This window comes from Fusibacter tunisiensis (assembly GCF_016908355.1).
Lineage (GTDB): Bacteria > Bacillota > Clostridia > Peptostreptococcales > Acidaminobacteraceae > Fusibacter_D > Fusibacter_D tunisiensis.
The window spans coordinates 1-17,525 of record NZ_JAFBDT010000011.1; the positions used below are offsets into that span (position 1 = coordinate 1).

General features: G+C 39.9%; 20 protein-coding genes and 1 pseudogene. 16 read left to right on the plus strand and 5 right to left on the minus strand.

Going from position 1 to position 17,525, the window contains the following annotated elements; all coding sequences use genetic code 11:
• On the minus strand, positions 1 to 201 hold a 201-nt coding region (locus JOC49_RS07650; protein WP_204664011.1), incomplete at its 3' end, for an IS110 family transposase.
• Positions 202 to 451: 250 nt separating this feature from the next.
• Here JOC49_RS07650 and JOC49_RS07655 point away from each other — a divergent pair.
• The gene (locus JOC49_RS07655; protein ID WP_204664013.1) at positions 452 to 1,348 is read left to right on the plus strand and encodes a selenium metabolism-associated LysR family transcriptional regulator; all 897 of its coding nucleotides are present in this window, start codon (positions 452 to 454) and stop codon (positions 1,346 to 1,348) included.
• Here the strand turns inward: JOC49_RS07655 and JOC49_RS07660 are convergent.
• The 4 genes and pseudogenes from JOC49_RS07660 to JOC49_RS07675 all read right to left on the minus strand — a co-directional run bounded on the left by JOC49_RS07660 (position 1,345) and on the right by JOC49_RS07675 (position 3,152).
• Entirely contained in the window at positions 1,345 to 1,743 is a 399-nt protein-coding gene (locus JOC49_RS07660) for a secondary thiamine-phosphate synthase enzyme YjbQ (RefSeq protein WP_204664015.1), read from the minus strand. The genes JOC49_RS07655 and JOC49_RS07660 overlap by 4 nt on opposite strands.
• Before the next feature lie 79 nt (positions 1,744 to 1,822).
• On the minus strand, positions 1,823 to 2,230 hold the full coding sequence (locus tag JOC49_RS07665) for an arsenate reductase ArsC (protein WP_204664017.1): 408 nt from the start codon (positions 2,228 to 2,230) through the stop codon (positions 1,823 to 1,825).
• Positions 2,231 to 2,249: 19 nt separating this feature from the next.
• A pseudogene (locus JOC49_RS07670) lies at positions 2,250 to 2,758 on the minus strand (arsenic resistance protein).
• The gene (locus JOC49_RS07675) at positions 2,751 to 3,152 is read right to left on the minus strand and encodes an ArsR/SmtB family transcription factor (protein WP_204664019.1); all 402 of its coding nucleotides are present in this window, start codon (positions 3,150 to 3,152) and stop codon (positions 2,751 to 2,753) included. The pseudogene JOC49_RS07670 and the gene JOC49_RS07675 overlap by 8 nt, the downstream one beginning before the upstream one ends.
• A gap of 191 nt (positions 3,153 to 3,343) precedes the next feature.
• Between JOC49_RS07675 and acpP the strand changes: the two genes are divergently transcribed.
• The 15 genes from acpP to speB all read left to right on the plus strand — a co-directional run bounded on the left by acpP (position 3,344) and on the right by speB (position 17,505).
• Positions 3,344 to 3,574, plus strand: a complete 231-nt coding sequence (gene acpP / locus JOC49_RS07680; RefSeq protein ID WP_204664021.1) for an acyl carrier protein — start codon at positions 3,344 to 3,346, stop codon at positions 3,572 to 3,574.
• A gap of 84 nt (positions 3,575 to 3,658) precedes the next feature.
• Complete coding sequence (gene fabK / locus JOC49_RS07685) at positions 3,659 to 4,588, plus strand: enoyl-[acyl-carrier-protein] reductase FabK (RefSeq protein ID WP_423875362.1); 930 nt, start codon at positions 3,659 to 3,661, stop codon at positions 4,586 to 4,588.
• Positions 4,585 to 5,544 (plus strand): ACP S-malonyltransferase, encoded by a 960-nt coding sequence (gene fabD, locus JOC49_RS07690; protein WP_204664025.1) that lies wholly within the window; start codon positions 4,585 to 4,587, stop codon positions 5,542 to 5,544. Before fabK ends, fabD begins: the two co-directional genes overlap by 4 nt.
• Positions 5,545 to 5,558: 14 nt before the next feature.
• On the plus strand, positions 5,559 to 6,281 hold the full coding sequence (gene fabG, locus JOC49_RS07695) for a 3-oxoacyl-[acyl-carrier-protein] reductase (RefSeq protein ID WP_204664027.1): 723 nt from the start codon (positions 5,559 to 5,561) through the stop codon (positions 6,279 to 6,281).
• 24 nt (positions 6,282 to 6,305) lie between these two features.
• A complete protein-coding gene (fabF, locus tag JOC49_RS07700; RefSeq protein WP_204664029.1) occupies positions 6,306 to 7,556 on the plus strand; it encodes a beta-ketoacyl-ACP synthase II in 1,251 nt (416 codons plus the stop codon).
• On the plus strand, positions 7,553 to 7,978 hold the full coding sequence (gene fabZ, locus JOC49_RS07705; protein ID WP_204664030.1) for a 3-hydroxyacyl-ACP dehydratase FabZ: 426 nt from the start codon (positions 7,553 to 7,555) through the stop codon (positions 7,976 to 7,978). The genes fabF and fabZ overlap by 4 nt, the downstream gene beginning before the upstream one ends.
• Positions 7,979 to 8,069: 91 nt before the next feature.
• Complete coding sequence (gene proB, locus JOC49_RS07710) at positions 8,070 to 8,870, plus strand: glutamate 5-kinase (RefSeq protein WP_204664031.1); 801 nt, start codon at positions 8,070 to 8,072, stop codon at positions 8,868 to 8,870.
• Between the two features lie 4 nt (positions 8,871 to 8,874).
• Complete coding sequence (locus JOC49_RS07715) at positions 8,875 to 10,143, plus strand: glutamate-5-semialdehyde dehydrogenase (protein ID WP_204664032.1); 1,269 nt, start codon at positions 8,875 to 8,877, stop codon at positions 10,141 to 10,143.
• Positions 10,144 to 10,204: 61 nt separating this feature from the next.
• The gene (locus tag JOC49_RS07720; protein ID WP_204664033.1) at positions 10,205 to 10,678 is read left to right on the plus strand and encodes a MarR family winged helix-turn-helix transcriptional regulator; all 474 of its coding nucleotides are present in this window, start codon (positions 10,205 to 10,207) and stop codon (positions 10,676 to 10,678) included.
• A 129-nt stretch (positions 10,679 to 10,807) separates the two neighbouring features.
• Positions 10,808 to 11,179, plus strand: coding sequence for an ArsR/SmtB family transcription factor (locus JOC49_RS07725; protein ID WP_204664034.1), 372 nt, complete (start codon positions 10,808 to 10,810; stop codon positions 11,177 to 11,179).
• On the plus strand, positions 11,173 to 13,269 hold the full coding sequence (locus JOC49_RS07730) for a heavy metal translocating P-type ATPase (protein ID WP_204664035.1): 2,097 nt from the start codon (positions 11,173 to 11,175) through the stop codon (positions 13,267 to 13,269). Before JOC49_RS07725 ends, JOC49_RS07730 begins: the two co-directional genes overlap by 7 nt.
• Positions 13,270 to 13,493: 224 nt before the next feature.
• Positions 13,494 to 14,321, plus strand: coding sequence for an adenosylmethionine decarboxylase (speD, locus tag JOC49_RS07735; protein WP_204664037.1), 828 nt, complete (start codon positions 13,494 to 13,496; stop codon positions 14,319 to 14,321).
• A gap of 16 nt (positions 14,322 to 14,337) precedes the next feature.
• Complete coding sequence (locus JOC49_RS07740) at positions 14,338 to 15,783, plus strand: aminotransferase class I/II-fold pyridoxal phosphate-dependent enzyme (protein WP_204664039.1); 1,446 nt, start codon at positions 14,338 to 14,340, stop codon at positions 15,781 to 15,783.
• A 14-nt stretch (positions 15,784 to 15,797) separates the two neighbouring features.
• Positions 15,798 to 16,643 (plus strand): polyamine aminopropyltransferase, encoded by an 846-nt coding sequence (gene speE / locus JOC49_RS07745; RefSeq protein WP_204664041.1) that lies wholly within the window; start codon positions 15,798 to 15,800, stop codon positions 16,641 to 16,643.
• Between the two features lies 1 nt (position 16,644).
• On the plus strand, positions 16,645 to 17,505 hold the full coding sequence (gene speB / locus JOC49_RS07750) for an agmatinase (RefSeq protein ID WP_204664043.1): 861 nt from the start codon (positions 16,645 to 16,647) through the stop codon (positions 17,503 to 17,505).
• Positions 17,506 to 17,525 lie beyond the last annotated feature (20 nt).

Here is a 17,525-nt window from a genome sequence, read left to right on the forward strand (position 1 = left end):
AAGGTTAAGGCTGTAGTGACCAGTAGCTTCAAGTCCCACTTTAATTTTATCTTTAGATACATTAGGGATGGCTTCTAATAAAGTATTGAATCCATTGAGAGTATTAGGGATGGTGAAAACATCCTTGATGACTTCACCGTCAGAATTAACGATAAAGCAGTCGTGCTTATCTTTGGCAACATCAATGCCAATATAAATCATAAAATCACATCCTTTTTAAAAAGTTGGCTGTGGTTCCACATGGTTCTATGTTATGTATCCTTGCCCTAGATCAAACGTCAAAGCGTTATCTAACTTATCAACAAAAAAACATAGATATGTGGTTGGAGCCTCAAAGAAACAGTCAAGCTGTAGGTGATGAAACCAATCCACAACACTATGTTAATTATATCGTATAAGAAAGGATAATGACCGTAACTTGACTACGAGTTCATTATACAAGGTGATTGATATGGATTTTAGACAACTGGAGGCATTTATAAATGTCGCCAAATATAAAAATTTTTCAAAAGCAGGTAAAGCCCTTTATCTTTCCCAACCCACCATCAGTTTGCACATTGCAAACCTAGAAAAGGAGCTTTCAGTCTCACTCTTTGATCGAACTTCAAAAGAGGTCAATCTCACACCTGTTGGCAAAGAATTTCTGACTTATGCTTTAGATATGATTAACACCAAAAATAAAGCCTTGCATCACTTGGTCAATGCGGAAAGTGCAATTCAAGGAAGCATTCAAATTTCCACTTCAACAACCCCCAGTATCGTCGTCCTACCTGCCGCTTTAAAAGCTTTTAGGCAAAGGCACCCTGATGTTCGATTCGTCATTGAGGAAAAAAGTTCCACATTAATCCTTGAAGATGTCTGTTCCCATACTTCTGATATTGGAATTGTAGGGATGAAAGTGGAAAATGACCGTTTTCATGCAACCCATCTCTATGATGATGAAATTGTTTTCATAAGCGCAAAAAACGCCCCACTTAAGGGCGTTGTAGACATACTCGAAGCGTCAAAATACAATATGATTGGACGTACTGAAAAATCAGGAACACGTTTGGATCTTGAACGCACAATGGTAGAGCAAGGTATGGATACTTCACTTCTTGACAACATACTTGAAGTGGACAACATGAATCTTATTTTTAAATTGGTTTCAGAAAACGTAGGCTTTTCCTATACCTCAAAAAGCATATATAACTGTTATAAGGACATCCTGCCAATTCAAACATTTGAAATCAAGGGGCTCAAACTCATTCGCGAGATTTATTTGCTCACAAGTAAAAAAAGAACCCAATCTCCTGCAGTGGATGATTTCGTCAATTTGTTGAAGGCAATGGAAATGCCTAACTGTTAGCCTTCCATAATCTTCATTAAAACTTTTCTTTTCCTTGGTCCTGCAAACTCGCACAAGAATATGGATTGAAACATTCCAAGTTCCAATCTGCCATCGTCAATGATAACTGTAAGTGAATTGCCAAAGAGAGCGGATTTCACATTTGCAGCGCTATTGCCTTCTATGTGTGTATATTTGCCTTCTTGAGGCACCAATTCATCCATCTCAACAAGGACATCATTTTTAACGCCAGCATCATAGTTTTTATTCAACGTTACAGCTGCCGTGGTATGTGGGACAGTGACAACTACAACGCCGTGCAATACACCACTTTGAGTCACAAAATCTTTAACCTGTTTTAGGACTTCAATCATTTCACTTTGTTTTGAAGTCTTAATTTCTATAGATTTAAACATAAGCCCACCTCCAATACTGTGATTACTTATCTCATATATACAGCATTGAGGGTGGGCTTAAACAATTTGTTTCGTGTTCTTATAACGGAATCTCTCCTGATTCTATCCTGCGAACAAGCGCTTCCACTTTATCTCGGATAAGATCTCGCGTATGACGATAGCCTTCAATCGGGCCACCAGAAGGATCATCCAGTCCCCAATCTTCCGTATGTTTATTAGGTACATAGGGACACACCACATTACAACCCATTGTAATCAATATATCCAGTTCTTCTGGAATATCACTTAACAGCTTGGGAAAATGCCCGCTCATATCAATGCCAGCCTCCTCCATTACTGCCACTGCTAAGGGCTTAACCTCAGGATAGGTTTCGGTTCCTGCTGAATAAGCCTCTAACACTTCCTGACCTATTGCTTTGGCCCAGCCTTCAGCCATTTGACTCCTACAAGAATTATGCACACACACAAATGCGACTTTCGCTTTCATAAAAACCTCCTATTTTAATCTATTCAAACCATCCTCGTGTTCTGTTTGCAACCTTTACAAGGGTTAGCATAACAGGAACTTCTACCAAAACCCCTACAACTGTTGCTAGGGCGGCCCCTGAATTTAGACCAAAAAGTGCTATCGCAACAGCAACTGCAAGTTCAAAGAAATTACTGGCACCAATTAAAGCCGCTGGCGCCGCAATCTCATGTTTTAATTTCCATGCTTTTGACCAAAAATCAACCAATTTGTTACACAAGTTACTGTTAACCCTTTTGGTTTTCGCGTTGCCCGCATGATACTTGAAAAATCCACCTTTAACATCATTGGGAAGATCATTAACCAAATGAGAATTGCAACGGGTATTGACACTCTCGCATACTCAAAAGTACTCAAAAATTCTGGAATTGCTGGCAGGTATTCTCCAATGAGCACACCAGCAACAATGCATAAAGCCACCCATAAAGTGAGATACCTTTCAAAGACACTCATTTCTTCTTTTACAGTTAAATCTTTTATTTTATCCATCGCTAGCTCCTTTAAAATTAAGTGATAATATTTTTAGGACACCCTCTTTATCCGTTGTAATATTCTGACATGTCAATGCTTCTTTTTGGTAAACTGAAAGTCGCCTCAGATCTTCTTGATAGACAGGTTCTTTCGTAAATTCACCCTCCAAATAAGCAATCAAGCCAGCATGTCTTTTTACAAAAGATTTTGAAATAGAATAATGTATCCACTGCGCCTCTTTATCAGAATCTAGGGCATGTATAGCCTTTAATTTAGATAAATGCCGCGACACATTAGACTGTGTCATCTCTAAAATCACTTCCAACTCACACACACACACAGATTGATGCATCATCACATGTAACAAACGCAACCGGTTTAAGTCGCCAAGTGTTTTAAACAAATCAACCATAAAGCCTCCTATATGAGTATATTCGAATTCACTCATATATAATACCTTTCTCTTTAATCTTGGTCAATACTTTCCCATAAACTTTTTATACTGATTTATAAACAATTTATAAAAGCTCTTGTTTACCAGCTTTGCTTCTTTTATACTTTGGGTGTTCATACGGAAATTATATTGAATTTAGGAGGCATAAAATGAGTTTTGAAAAAGTAAAAGCACTATTGGTGGATGAATTGGATTTGGATGAAAATGAAGTAACCCTAGAGAGTGGCCTTAAAGAGGATCTCGGTGCAGACTCTTTAGATATGGTCGATCTTATTATGTCAATTGAAGACACTTTTGAAATTAAAGTTGACGAAAGCGATGCATCAACCATTAAAACTGTAGGCGACATTGTCAAGTATATTGAAAATAAAGCATCATAATTATTCGAAAATCCAGGACTTCGGTCATGGATTTTCTTGCATCATAAGAGAAAATAAACTTTTTATAAACAGATGGAGGCACCCATGAAAACTCAACTGACAAATCTTTTGTCAATCGAATATCCCATCATTCAGGGCGGTATGGCCTGGATATCAGATGCAGAACTTGCTTCTGCGGTTTCAAATGCGGGTGGATTGGGGGTCATAGCGGGCGGCAATGCTGAAAAAGCTTTGATTAAAAATCAAATTGATCTCATGAAATCCAAAACAAATAAACCTTACGCCTTAAACATCATGCTCCTGAGTCCCCATGCAGAAGACCTCGTAGACCTGGCAATTGAAGAACGGGTTCCTGTGGTCATTACAGGCGCTGGTAGTCCCGGAAAGCACATGGAGAGATTTCTATCTGCAGGCATTAAAGTGATTCCCGTTGTACCGACAGTTGCACTTGCCAAACGTATGGTTCAACTGGGTGCATCTGCGATAATTGCAGAAGGCACAGAAGCTGGCGGGCATGTGGGTGAACTCACGACTATGACACTTGTGCCACAAGTCGCAGACGCTGTCTCAGTACCTGTTATTGCTGCAGGTGGTATTGCAGATGGTAGAGGTGCTGCAGCCGCTTTTTTACTCGGTGCAGAAGGCATACAAGTTGGTACCCGTTTTTTGGTGGCAAAGGAGTGCAACATACACCCTGCCTACAAGGAAATGATTTTAAAAGCCAAAGACACTTCAACTGTTGTAACTGGCAGGAGTACTGGTCATCCTGTCAGAATTCTCAAAAACAAACTCTACCGTCACTATATGGCGCTTGAAAAAAATGGCGCTTCCCCAGAGGAAATTGAGGCATTGGGGGCAGGCGCCCTGCGAAAAGCGGCTGTTTTGGGCGATATGGCCTGGGGATCGGTTATGGCAGGTCAAATTGCGGGTCTGGTACAAACTGAAGCCTCAGCGAAAGAAATTATCGAAGACATATTCACACACATGACCACTGTAATGAGGAGGAAACTATGAAAATAGGTTATATTTTTGCTGGACAAGGTTCTCAAAAACCTGGAATGGGTAAAGATTTTTACGATTCTTTCGATGCATCAAAATCCATTTACGATCGTGCAAATCTTGCTTTAGGTATAGACTTAAAGCGAATTTGTTTCGAAGGCACATTGGAAGCGCTTTCCATGACTGAAGTGACCCAGCCAGCTATACTTACAACTTCCATTGCCATGCTTAGAGCATTTGAATCTTTGACATCCGTTAACCCAGTTGCTGCTTCTGGTTTGTCCCTTGGCGAATACAGCGCTCATGTGGCATCAGGCTCTCTATCCTTTGAAGAAGCCGTTAAACTGGTTCGCAAAAGGGGCCTCTTTATGCAAGAAGCTGTTCCTGCAGGAATTGGTGGCCTTACTGCCATAACAGGATTAAACCCCATACATTATGAAGACTTAATCACAGAGGCATCTAAACACGGAAAAGTTGAAATCTCAAATATCAATTCTCCAAAGCAAATTGTTATTGGTGGTATGCATGCTGGCCTTAAACACGCAGGCGAAGTTGCACTTAAGTTAGGCGCAAAGCGCGTGACCCCACTTTCTGTAAGCGCCCCATTTCATACATCCATGTTAAAAAATGCCGAATTAAAATTGGAGACAGCGCTTAAAGACATTCACTTTGACGAAATGAAACTCCCTGTCGTTACAAATATCAATGGTCGACTTATCACATCCGAGCACTTGATTCCAGAATATCTTTCCAAGCAAGTTACTTCAACAGTTGAATGGGTTAAATGTATTGAATCCATGAAGGCTCTAGGGATTGATACCTTAATTGAATTTGGTCCCGGTTCTGCGCTTGGTGGATTTGTCGCAAAAATAGACCGATCCATTAAAGTGCTCTCCATTGACTCTATAGAATCACTCTATAAAGCAATTGAAATAATTGAAGATAATAAACCTATGGTAAAAGCCATATAGAATAGGAGCCATATATGAAAACCGCTATCGTTACAGGGGCAACACGGGGCATTGGAAAAGTCATTGCCCGCCACTTATCTGACGCAGGTTACAATCTTGTCCTTAATTACAGGACGCCCTCAGATTCACTCACTCAATTCGCTGAAACTTTAAAAACAAAAGTTCTTTTTGTTCAAGGCGATGTGAGTGACTACAACGCTGCTGAAGACCTTGTGAAAAAAGCAATTGATACATTTGGTCAAGTCGATCTTCTTGTGAACAATGCTGGCATCACCAAAGACAATCTCATCATTAGAATGTCCGAAGCTGAATTTGATTCAGTTATACAAACCAATCTCAAAGGCTCTTTTAACTGCTTAAGACACGTCGCACGTAATATGATGAAACAACGGTCAGGAAGAATCATCAACATTTCATCCGTTGTAGGACTAAAAGGCAATATTGGTCAAGCAAATTACGCAGCTTCTAAAGCAGGTGTAATTGGACTTACCAAAACCGCCGCTCGAGAGCTTGCACCTCGGGGTGTAACCGTAAACGCTATTGCACCTGGATTTATCAAAACTGATATGACAGACGCACTGAGTGAGAATGCAAAAAAAGCAGCTCTGTCACAGATTCCTCTCGGATCTTTTGGCTCAGCTGAAGATGTATCAAACTTAGTTTTATTTTTAGCATCGGATCAATCCGCCTATATTACTGGGCAGATTATTCAAGTTGATGGCGGAATGGCCATATAAAACAAACCAATGGAGGTTCAAAATATGACTAAACGAATTGTTGTAACTGGAATCGGGCTTGTTACACCTATTGGAACAGGTGTTAAACCCTTTTGGGAAAATATAAAATCAGGCACTTGTGGTATGTCCCTGATTGAGTCTTTTGACACCACGAATTATAAAGTTAAAGTTGCCGGCGAAATTAAAGATTTCGATCCCACACAATGGATCGGGAAAAAAGAAGCCAAACGAATGGATCGATTCACCCAATTTTCAATTGCCGCTTCTAGACTTGCTGTTGAGGATGCTTCTCTAGAAATTACCCAGGACAACGCAGACCGTATCGGCGTTTATATGGGATGTGGTATCGGTGGACTTGATACCATACAAGATTCCTCTCATAAAATGTTTTCAAAAGGCGCTGACAGAATTTCTCCATTTTTTATCCCAATGTCAATTTCCAATATGGCTGCTGGTAATGTCTCTATAGATTTGGGCATAAAAGGCTCCTGCTTAACGTATAATACAGCTTGTGCGTCTAGTGCAAGTGCCATTGGAGAGGCCCTTAAAGATTTAAGGTGTGGCATTCATGATGTCATGTTGGCCGGTGGTACTGAAGCCTCAATTACACCACTGGGAATTGGTGGGTTTCAGGCCATGACTGCACTTTGTGAGTCGTCCGATCCAATGCGTGCCTCAATTCCATTTGACAAAGATAGAAGTGGTTTCGTTATGGCGGAAGGTGCTGCAATGCTAGTGCTTGAGACTTTAGATCACGCTTTATCAAGAGGTGCTAAGATCTATGCTGAACTTTTGGGCTATGGTGCCACAAGTGATGCGCACCATATTACAACTCCAGCACCTGGTGGTGAAGGCGGTTCACGTGCTATGAAGGCAGCATTAAGAGATGCAGGCTTAACACCTGAGGATATTGGATACATTAACGCGCACGGTACCAGTACACCCTATAACGATATTTTTGAAACAGCCGCGATTAAATCAGCATTTGGTCCGTATGCTTACAAAGTTCCAGTTTCCTCAACAAAATCCATGACCGGACATCTTCTTGGCGCAGCCGGAGGCGTTGAGTCAGCGGTCTGTGCTTTGGCATTACAAAACGGGTTCATACCCGCAACAATCAACTTCAACGAAGCAGATCCTGAGTGTGATCTAGACTATGTTCCAAACCTTGGACGCGAAGCAAATATAAGTTACGCGCTCACAAACTCCCTAGGTTTCGGGGGGCACAATGCCACATTAATTTTCGGGAAATATCCCCTAGGAGATGCGCTATGATTGACAGCAACACCATCCAAAAAATCCTGCCACACAGATACCCTTTTGTTCTCGTAGACCGTATTACGGACATTGAGAACGAAACCACCATTGTAGGGATAAAAAATGTTACGATAAATGAACCTTTTTTCCAGGGCCACTTCCCTACAGAACATGTGATGCCAGGTGTCTTAATTATAGAAGCATTGGCCCAGACCGGCGCCATATTATTGCTCAAAAAAGAAGAAAATTCAGGGAAAATCGCGTATTTTGCAGGTGTTGACAAGTGTAAATTTAGACGAAAAGTTATCCCAGGAGATTCCCTTCAATTAAGAGTAGAACTTATCAAACACAGACATAATTTTGGTGTTGCCAAGGGGTATGCCAAGGTCAATGATGAGATTGTCTGTGAAGCAGAATTATCATTCTATATCAATTCTTAATCTTCCTTAATCTATTGGCCTCACATCTGTGAGTGCCCTTTTTTTATTTTTGTGATATACTCATTTGATAAAGACAAGTAGGAGAACTAAAATGGATACCATTAAAACCTATCAGAAAATCGTCATTAAAATCGGGTCTTCTTCTCTAACACATGACAGCGGATTAATTGATCTATGGAAAATGGAACAACTTGTTAAGCAAATTGCCAACCTTTACAACTCAGGTCGCGATATTATCATCGTGTCTTCAGGTGCAATTGCTGCAGGGATGGGAAAATTAAAATTTGCCAACAGACCGCTTGAAATCTCAGAAAAACAAGCTGCCGCTGCGATAGGTCAAAGCGTTCTAATGCACATGTACGACAAATTCTTTTCAGAATTTGGCCTTACTGTCGCTCAAATCTTACTTACAAAAGATGATATGGCTTCAGACAAGAGACGGTCACATTGTATCCATGCGTTGGATCGTCTTATTGAACATCGCATTATTCCCATCGTCAATGAGAATGATGTGGTTGCTGTTGATGAAATTAAAGTTGGAGACAACGACACGCTTTCAGCTGAAGTTTGCGTCATGGCTGATTTTGATTTGCTTGTTATTCTATCCGACATTGATGGTGTCTACACCAAAGACCCAAATCGTCATCCTGATGCCAGATTGATCCCTTCTATTGGCTCCCTTCAAGCGCTTAATGAGATTACTGCCAGTGATACCAGTTCAACAGTTGGGACTGGGGGGATGATTACAAAATTTAATGCCGCAAAAATTCTACACACCTTCAATAAGGACATGCTTATTGTAAATGCAAGTACAAAAAATATTCTAAACCAGTGTTTTGATGGCGTTGCAACAGGGACTGTTTTTAAATTTTCTAGTCATAAAGAGGGGTAAAGCTATGAATCAGTATATAGATATAAATGAATTGGGCCGCAATGCAAAATCTGCTTCAAGAAAATTAAGCATCCTTTCAGAAACTGAAAAAAACGCCTTATTAAGTGCTATACATAATGCACTCCTTGAAAACAAGCATAAAATACTTGAGGCCAATGAACGCGACCTAGATCGAGCCAAGTCAATTGGCTTAAGCGCCGCGCTTCTTGAGCGATTGGAACTTAATACACTTAAGTTTAACGACATGCTAAGTGGTTTAAAACAAGTTATTGAACTCAAAGATCCCATCGGTGCCTCTGATGGGTCTTGGATCAATACAGATGGCCTAGAAATCTCATCCAAACGCGTTCCCCTTGGTGTAATTGGTATTATTTATGAATCAAGACCAAATGTGACTATTGATGCCACGGCTCTGTGCCTTAAAACTGGTAATGCAGTCATTTTAAAAGGCGGATCAGATGCACTTGAAACCAATATGGCTATGATGAAAGCCATCCGATCGGCCATATCCTTTACAAATATACCTGAAGGATGTGTCCAACTTGTGGAATCAACAGATAGGGCACTGGTAAAAGATTTGCTGGAGGCTACAGAGTATATTGACTGCATTATTCCAAGAGGGGGCGCGGGTCTAATCCAATTTGTTGTCCACAACTCTAAGGTGCCCGTCATTGAAACAGGGGCTGGTAACTGTCACATCTATGTAGATGCAGAGTATTCCGTGGAATCTGCCATTGACATTATTGAAAACGCAAAAATTCAACGCCCAGGTGCCTGTAATGCAGTAGAAACGGTTCTGATACACAAGCAGATCGCACCTAAACTTGTCCCTGCCTTAGTTCAGCGGTTAAGAAATCAAAAGGTAACCTTGGCCCTCTGTAAAGAGGCGATGCCTCTTATTGACCCACCTCAATCTGGCGTTCATCTTGCCACTGAACGCGATTGGTGCACTGAATATTTAGACTATAAACTGGCTGTAAAATTGGTTGATTCAATGGATGCCGCTATATCTCATATTGACACTTATTCTACAGGACATTCAGAATCAATCCTTACGCATTCGTATGAGAATTCTCGTCGTTTCACGCATGAAGTGGATAGTGCTGCTGTATATGTAAATGCGTCCACGCGTTTTACAGATGGCTATGTGTTCGGATTTGGCGCTGAAATCGGAATAAGCACACAAAAATTGCACGCGCGTGGCCCAATGGGCTTACATGCACTCACAACTACAAAATTTATCATATTGGGCAAAAATCATACCCGTCAATAATCAAGAATGTGTTGCATTTATATACATGACATTTTATAATGAATATAGGAGCGTGATAATCATGAAGAACAACAACAAAAAAATCAAGAACATTATCAAGCAGGTCATGATTTTTAATGATTTTTATGAGGAAGTCATTCAAAGTAGTCTCATTAAAAATCAAAATCAAGCCGTCAGTAAATTGGAGTTCAGATTATTGCACACAGTTTATCGTCATAAGAAATTGATGATTTCTGAAATTGCAGATTTGCTAAACATTTCATTGCCAAACTGCAGCCGATATGTAAAAACTGCCATTGAAGATGGCTATATTAAAAAGCAAATCGACTCAGATGACAAACGCGTTTATTATGTGACATTAACAGATAAAGGGGTTAACATTGTAGAATCCACCTTGTCTGGGTTTACAGATGAAATGAGCCAGCAGTTTAACGGTTTGGATTTGACAAGCCTTGATAGACTGAATCAAAGTTTTTGTGACTTAAACTCTGCAATTCAAGACACCATTAAGCCGACACATTCAAAAAGACACTAAGCTGATCGTGACCCCTGTTCCTTTTGGAACAGGGTTTTTTTATTGACTTTTCTAGCGGAAAGTCTTAAAATAGACCTATCATATGAATAGATGTTCATGTGTTCAATCTTTAAAATAAAGGAGTACCTTATGGATTCTCATAACTTTTGCAACTGTACAGTCATTCATGAAGAAATTGTAACTGCTGTTAAAGAACACCTCTTACCTGATGATACAGCGAAAAGTACTGCTGCCTTGTTCAGAGTACTTGGTGACCCAACACGCGTTCGAATTCTTCAACTCCTATCTCTAAAAGAAATGTGCGTGTGTGATATTTCTGCCGCTTTAGACATGTCACAGTCCTCCATCTCTCACCAATTAAACACACTTAGAACAAACAGATTGGTTCGAAATCGTAAAGCTGGAAAAGTGGTTTATTACGCTCTGGATGATCAGCATGTCTTAAACATTTTAAATCAAGGCATTGACCATATTTCACATAAAGGAGACCCATCATGGTAAAAACACATTTAAAACTTGACGGTTTGGGGTGTGCAAACTGTGCTGCAAAAATTGAAAACAGATCAAAAGATATCGAAGGTGTTGAAAACCTTGTTTTGGATTTTGCCAGATCAAAAATCACCTTTACAAGTATGCCCAGTTCTTCAGAAACTGTTATAAAACAAATTGAAGATATCGTTCATGATTTAGAACCCGATGTAAGAGTGGAAAAAATCACTCTAAACACATCTAAAGTTAATGGCTATAGGCACAACAAGAAGGAACTTATACGTCTAGTAACTTCACTTGGATTATTAATCATGGCATTCATTGTGCCTTGGTCTATCCTGAAAATTCTTCTGTTTATGACAGCTTATTTATTGTCTGGATACAAGGTACTCGCCAAATCTTTGCGCAATATTAGAAACAGAGATATTTTTGACGAGAACTTTTTAATGGCTTTAGCAACATTTGGTGCCATTGCAATTGGGGAATATCCAGAAGCTGTAGCCGTCATGATTTTTTACGAAATTGGCGAATACTTCCAAGATTTAGCCATTAATCGATCAAAATCGACCATCAGCTCACTTCTAGATATTAGGCCAGATACTGCAACTGTAAAAAGAGATGGTATTTGGCAAACAGTATCTCCTGAAATGGTTTTGATTGGGGAAACAATTTTAGTTAAACCCGGTGAACGTATCCCTCTTGATGGCATTATTAGAAAAGGATCTGCCGACATAGACACTTCTGCACTTACAGGCGAATCCCTTCCTGTTCACGTGTCAAAAGATGCTAACGTTCTGAGCGGTTCCGTCGTAAAAAATGCCATACTTGAAATCCAAACAACTACCTTGTTTCGAGAATCAACTGTCGCTAAAATTCTAGATTTAGTTGAGAATGCAACGCAACACAAAGCACCTACTGAAAATTTTATCACAAAATTTGCCCGTTACTATACACCCATTGTCGTATTTTTAGCAATTGGACTTGCCCTTATCCCACCTTTTCTTTTACAGATAGGTACGTTCAGCACTTGGCTTTATCGTAGCCTTATATTTTTGGTGATTTCTTGCCCATGTGCACTTGTGGTTTCAGTCCCATTAGGCTTTTTTAGTGGCCTTGGAAATGCATCCAGTCATGGCATTCTTGTTAAAGGAAGCAATTATCTAGAGGCTTTAAATGGGGTGGACACTGTTGTTTTCGATAAAACAGGAACCCTTACTGAAGGGCGCTTTGAAGTGGCCTCTGTAATGCCTGCCCCAACCATCAGTAAAGAAACCCTACTTGAATATGCTGTTTCAGCAGAACAGGGGTCTAATCATCCCATTGCAAAATCCATCGTCGCATATGGTAAAGCCTATCTTAGTCACACAGATCATGTAAGTTATCATGAAATCAGTGGCAAGGGCGTTCTTTTAAATCTAAACAGTGAGACTGTCCTTGCGGGCAATCGCATCCTTCTTAAGGAACATGGTATTGATGTGCCACACATTGAATCCCCATATACGGTTGTATATGTTGCTAAAAACAAAACTTATCTCGGTGCAATTGATATCCGTGATGCCCTAAAACCAGATGCGGGTTACACCATTCAAGCGCTTAATAAACTCGGTAAAAAAACAATCCTATTGACCGGAGATCGAGATATAACTGCGCAAGCTGTCAGTTCAACACTTAATATCAATGAAACCCACAGCCAGTTGCTTCCAGAAGAAAAATATACGATTGTCCAAAATCTTATCAGCCAAGGCCATAAGGTTGCTTTTTTAGGTGATGGCATCAATGATGCCCCTGTATTAGCCGGAGCCACTGTTGGCATATCCATGGGGTCCATCGGTAGTGATGCTGCAATCGAGGCTTCTGATATCGTTTTCATGACAGACGAGCCTTCCAAAATTGTGCATGCGATGCAGATTGCCGCAAAAACCAAATTTATCGTCAAACAAAACATTGTATTTGCTTTGTCCACAAAAATAATTATTATGGGGTTGGGAATCGTTGGCCTTAGTTCTATGTGGATGGCAATTTTTGCAGATGTTGGCGTTGCATTACTCGCTGTATTAAACGCCGTTAGAATCTTGCACTACGTCCCAAAACTAGAACGTTAACAATCGTTTTAAAAAGAGCAATGCTTAGACATTGTTCTTTTTTTTATTAATATTTTAAACCATTGTCATAGGATTAATGTGAAAAAAAATATATATAAAAATCAGATAAAGACTAGTATTTCCAAATTTTTGTGCTATAATTGTACATGTGTAAAAAATAGTATTGGTATACTTTAAGGTTAATATTTTAAGTATATTCAAGGGCATATTTTTGATTCTTTTTTATGAGGAGGCGCCTAGTGAAAGGGTACAAAAAAATAAAGTTACATGGGTTCAACAACCTAACAAAAACATTGAGTTTTAATATTTATGACATTTGCTATACAAGATCGGCTGAGGATCGACAAAAATATATTGAATACATTGATGAGCAATATAATTCTGAAAGACTTACTAAAATTCTTGAGGATGTCACTCGGATGATTGGGGCTCATGTTTTAAATGTTGCCAAACAAGACTACGACCCACAAGGTGCCAGCGTAACAATTCTCATATCAGAAGAAGAAGTACCAGATGCAGCAGTGGATCCATCCTGCAACAAAGGACTCTTGGTCAACGTGCCACAGCATGTGGTCGGCCACTTAGATAAAAGTCATTTAACCGTTCACACGTATCCAGAATACCACCCTGATAATGGCATCAGCACATTTAGAGTGGATATTGACGTGTCAACTTGTGGTCAAATATCCCCCCTAAAAGCTCTGAATTATCTAATTGACAGTTTTGACTCAGACATCATCACTGCTGATTACAGGGTTAGAGGGTTTACAAGAGCTGCATCAGGACAAAAATTGTTTATCGACCACAATATCAATTCCATTCAAAACTATATTGCCAAACGCACACTTAATAAATATCAGTTGATTGATGTCAACGTTTATCAAGAAAATATTTTTCATACGAAAATGCTCTTAAAAGATTTCGATCTGGACAATTATCTTTTTGCTGTTTCTAAAGAAGATTTAACACCCAAAGAACAACGTGAAATTATATCAAAACTCAAAAAAGAAATGGGTGAAATATTTTACGGCAGAAATATGAGTCGAATTTAACAGACTGGAGGCAGAAATGCTCGATCAAAATAAAACACCGGTATTCACTGCCATGAAGGCATACCGGGAACGAAATGTTATTCCTTTTGACGTCCCTGGCCACAAACATGGCAGGGGGCTTTCTGAATATAAAGCTTACTTTGGCGATGCCATGCTTGAATTGGATGTAAATTCAATGAAGCCTCTTGATTTCCTAGGAAATCCCACCTCGGTTATTCAAGAAGCGGAGACTTTACTCGCCGAAGCTTTTGGTGCAGATCGAGGTTACTTCATAGTCAACGGGACCTCTTTTGCAGTTCAAACCATGATTATGGCAACCGTAACCACTGGAGATAAAATCATTTTACCTAGAAATGTCCATAAGTCTGCGATTAACGCTCTAATTCTCAGTGGCGCCCACCCTGTTTTTATGGAACCCGAATTGGATTCTGAAATGGGGGTTTCCCACAATATAACTTTGGATTCTCTTAAAAAAGCCTATACAGCACACCCAGATTCAAAAGCAGTTCTTATAATCAATCCAACGTATTATGGTGCCGTAAGCGACTTAAAAACCATTGTTGATTTTTGTCACACACACAATATGTTCGCTCTCGTTGACGAGGCCCACGGAACGCACTTTCATTTTAATGAAAAGTTTCCACTAAGCGGCATGCAAGCAGGCGCCGACATGTCCGCTGTCAGCCTTCATAAAACTGGCGGTTCATTGACTCAAAGCTCAGCACTTTTACTTAAAGAAACGCGTCTAGATGGAAACTACGTTCGTAAGGTTATTAATTTAATGCAAACCACATCTCCATCTTATCTTTTGATTGGGTCCTTGGATGTGGCACGCAAGCAACTTGCGCTACACGGCCATGATATGCTAAATCATATCCTCTCCGTTGCAGATTATGCTCGAAACGCCATCAATGCTATTCCTGGTTGCTATGCAATCGGAAAAGAATCCATTGGCAGACCTGGTATATTTCACTTTGACCCAACAAAACTTAGTGTAACAACGCGTAATATGGGGCTAAATGGTATGGAACTGTATGACCTCTTAAGGGATTCGTACAACATTCAAATGGAAACAGGTGATGTTTACAATTCACTTGCCATTTTAAGCCTTGGCGATGATTTTGACCACGTCGATGCACTAATCGCTGCTTTAAAAGATATTTCACAAAAACATCAAAATTCTCGTATAGATTATCCTAAAATTGATTTGCATTTTCCTGAAGTGGTATTAACCCCAAGAGAGGCTTTTTACGCAGAAAAGGAAACCATCCCACTTGATGAAACACTCGGCCGAATCAGCGCTGAGTCTTTAATGAGTTATCCACCAGGGATTCCTGTAATCAGTTATGGGGAACGTATAAACGCGTCCGTTATTGAACAGATTAAACTTTTTAAGACATCACACGGTATTTTAACCGGCATGGAAGACCCTAAAGCCAATACAATCAAAGTTGTTAAATAACAAAGGAGGTTCTCATGGAACTATGGTACACCGAAAAACACACAGATACAGTTGATTTTTCAATTAAAGTTAAAAAGCATTTTTATTCAGAACAAAGTCCTTTTCAACACATAGATTTTTTTGAATCCGAAGAATTCGGAACGTTTTTCACCTTAGATGGGCTTATGATGGTTAATGAAAAAGATGAGTTTGTCTATCATGATATGATTACACACGTTGCAATGGCAACAAATCCAGATATAAAAAGAGTCCTAGTAATCGGTGGTGGTGATGGTGGCACTGTTCGTGAACTCACAAGATACCCACACATTGAAGAAATCCACATGGTTGAAATTGATGAAATGGTGGTCCGTGCCTGTCAGTCCTATCTCCCAATTACGGCTTCAAAACTCGACGATCCAAGAGTCACCTTATTTTTTGAAGATGGGTTGAAGTTCATTCATGGCAAAGAAAACGTATATGATTTGATTCTCGTAGATTCAACAGATCCGATTGGGCCTGGCGAAGGTCTGTTTTCTGAAGCCTTTTACACCGATTGTTACACAGCACTTTCCGAAAACGGAATTTTAATCAATCAACATGAAAGTCCATATTACCCATCCTACGCACATGAAATGAAACGGTCTCATACTAAAATAAAAAAGATATTCCCAATTTCTAAGGTTTATCAATTCCATATGCCGACTTATCCATCTGGACATTGGCTGTTTGGCTTTGCATCCAAAAAACTAGACCCTGTGACAGACCACAAACCAGAAAAATGGGAATCATTTGGTCTTGATACACGCTATTACAACAGCGACCTTCACAAAGCCTGTTTTGCACTTCCAACTTTTGTGAAGCGTTTACTGGAGGAATAAAATGAACATGACTTCCAACATTCACACTTTTATTGGCTGTGATGCAAGTTTTAAAGAGGCAGATCTGGTTATTTTCGGAGCGCCTTTTGACGCGACAACTTCATTTAGACCTGGAACCCGATTTGCAGCAGATTATATTCGAATGGACTCCTACGGACTGGAAACTTATAGTCCTTATATGGATTTAGATTTAGACGATTATAAACTTACAGATATCGGCAACCTAGATCTCCCGTTTGGAAATGCAGAAAAAATGGTTCAAATGGTTGAAGAAACCGGTTCAAACATTCTCCAAGCGGGTAAGAAATCCTTTTTAATTGGTGGCGAGCACCTTGTTTCTTTAGGGCAAATAAAAGCCGCATTCAAGGCTTATCCCAACATGATACTGTTGCATTTTGATGCACATGCAGATTTAAGGTCAGATTACATGGGCGAATCCCTTTCTCATGCTTCTGTAATCAGGCGGGCATGGGATTTTCTTGGCGACTCGCGTATCTTTCAATTTTGTATCAGATCAGGTGAACGCAGTGAATTTGAATGGGCAAAAGCACACACGCATCTGGAAAAATTCAATTTTGACAGTCTTGAGTCGACCCTGTCCAAAATTGGAAACGCACTTCCAGTTTATGTTACCATTGATTTGGATGTGTTTGACCCTTCCATATTCCCGGGAACTGGAACTCCAGAGCCTGGTGGCATTTTTTTTAATGACATGATCAAAATTCTAAACCTCTTAAAGCCACTTAATATTGTGGCAGCAGATGTTGTCGAGCTCTCTCCCCACTATGATTCATCGGGCATTAGCACAGCTCTTGCCTGCAAAGTGATTCGGGAACTCATGCTAACAATGCTGGATTCATAGGGTAAATATAAAGCCCCTGT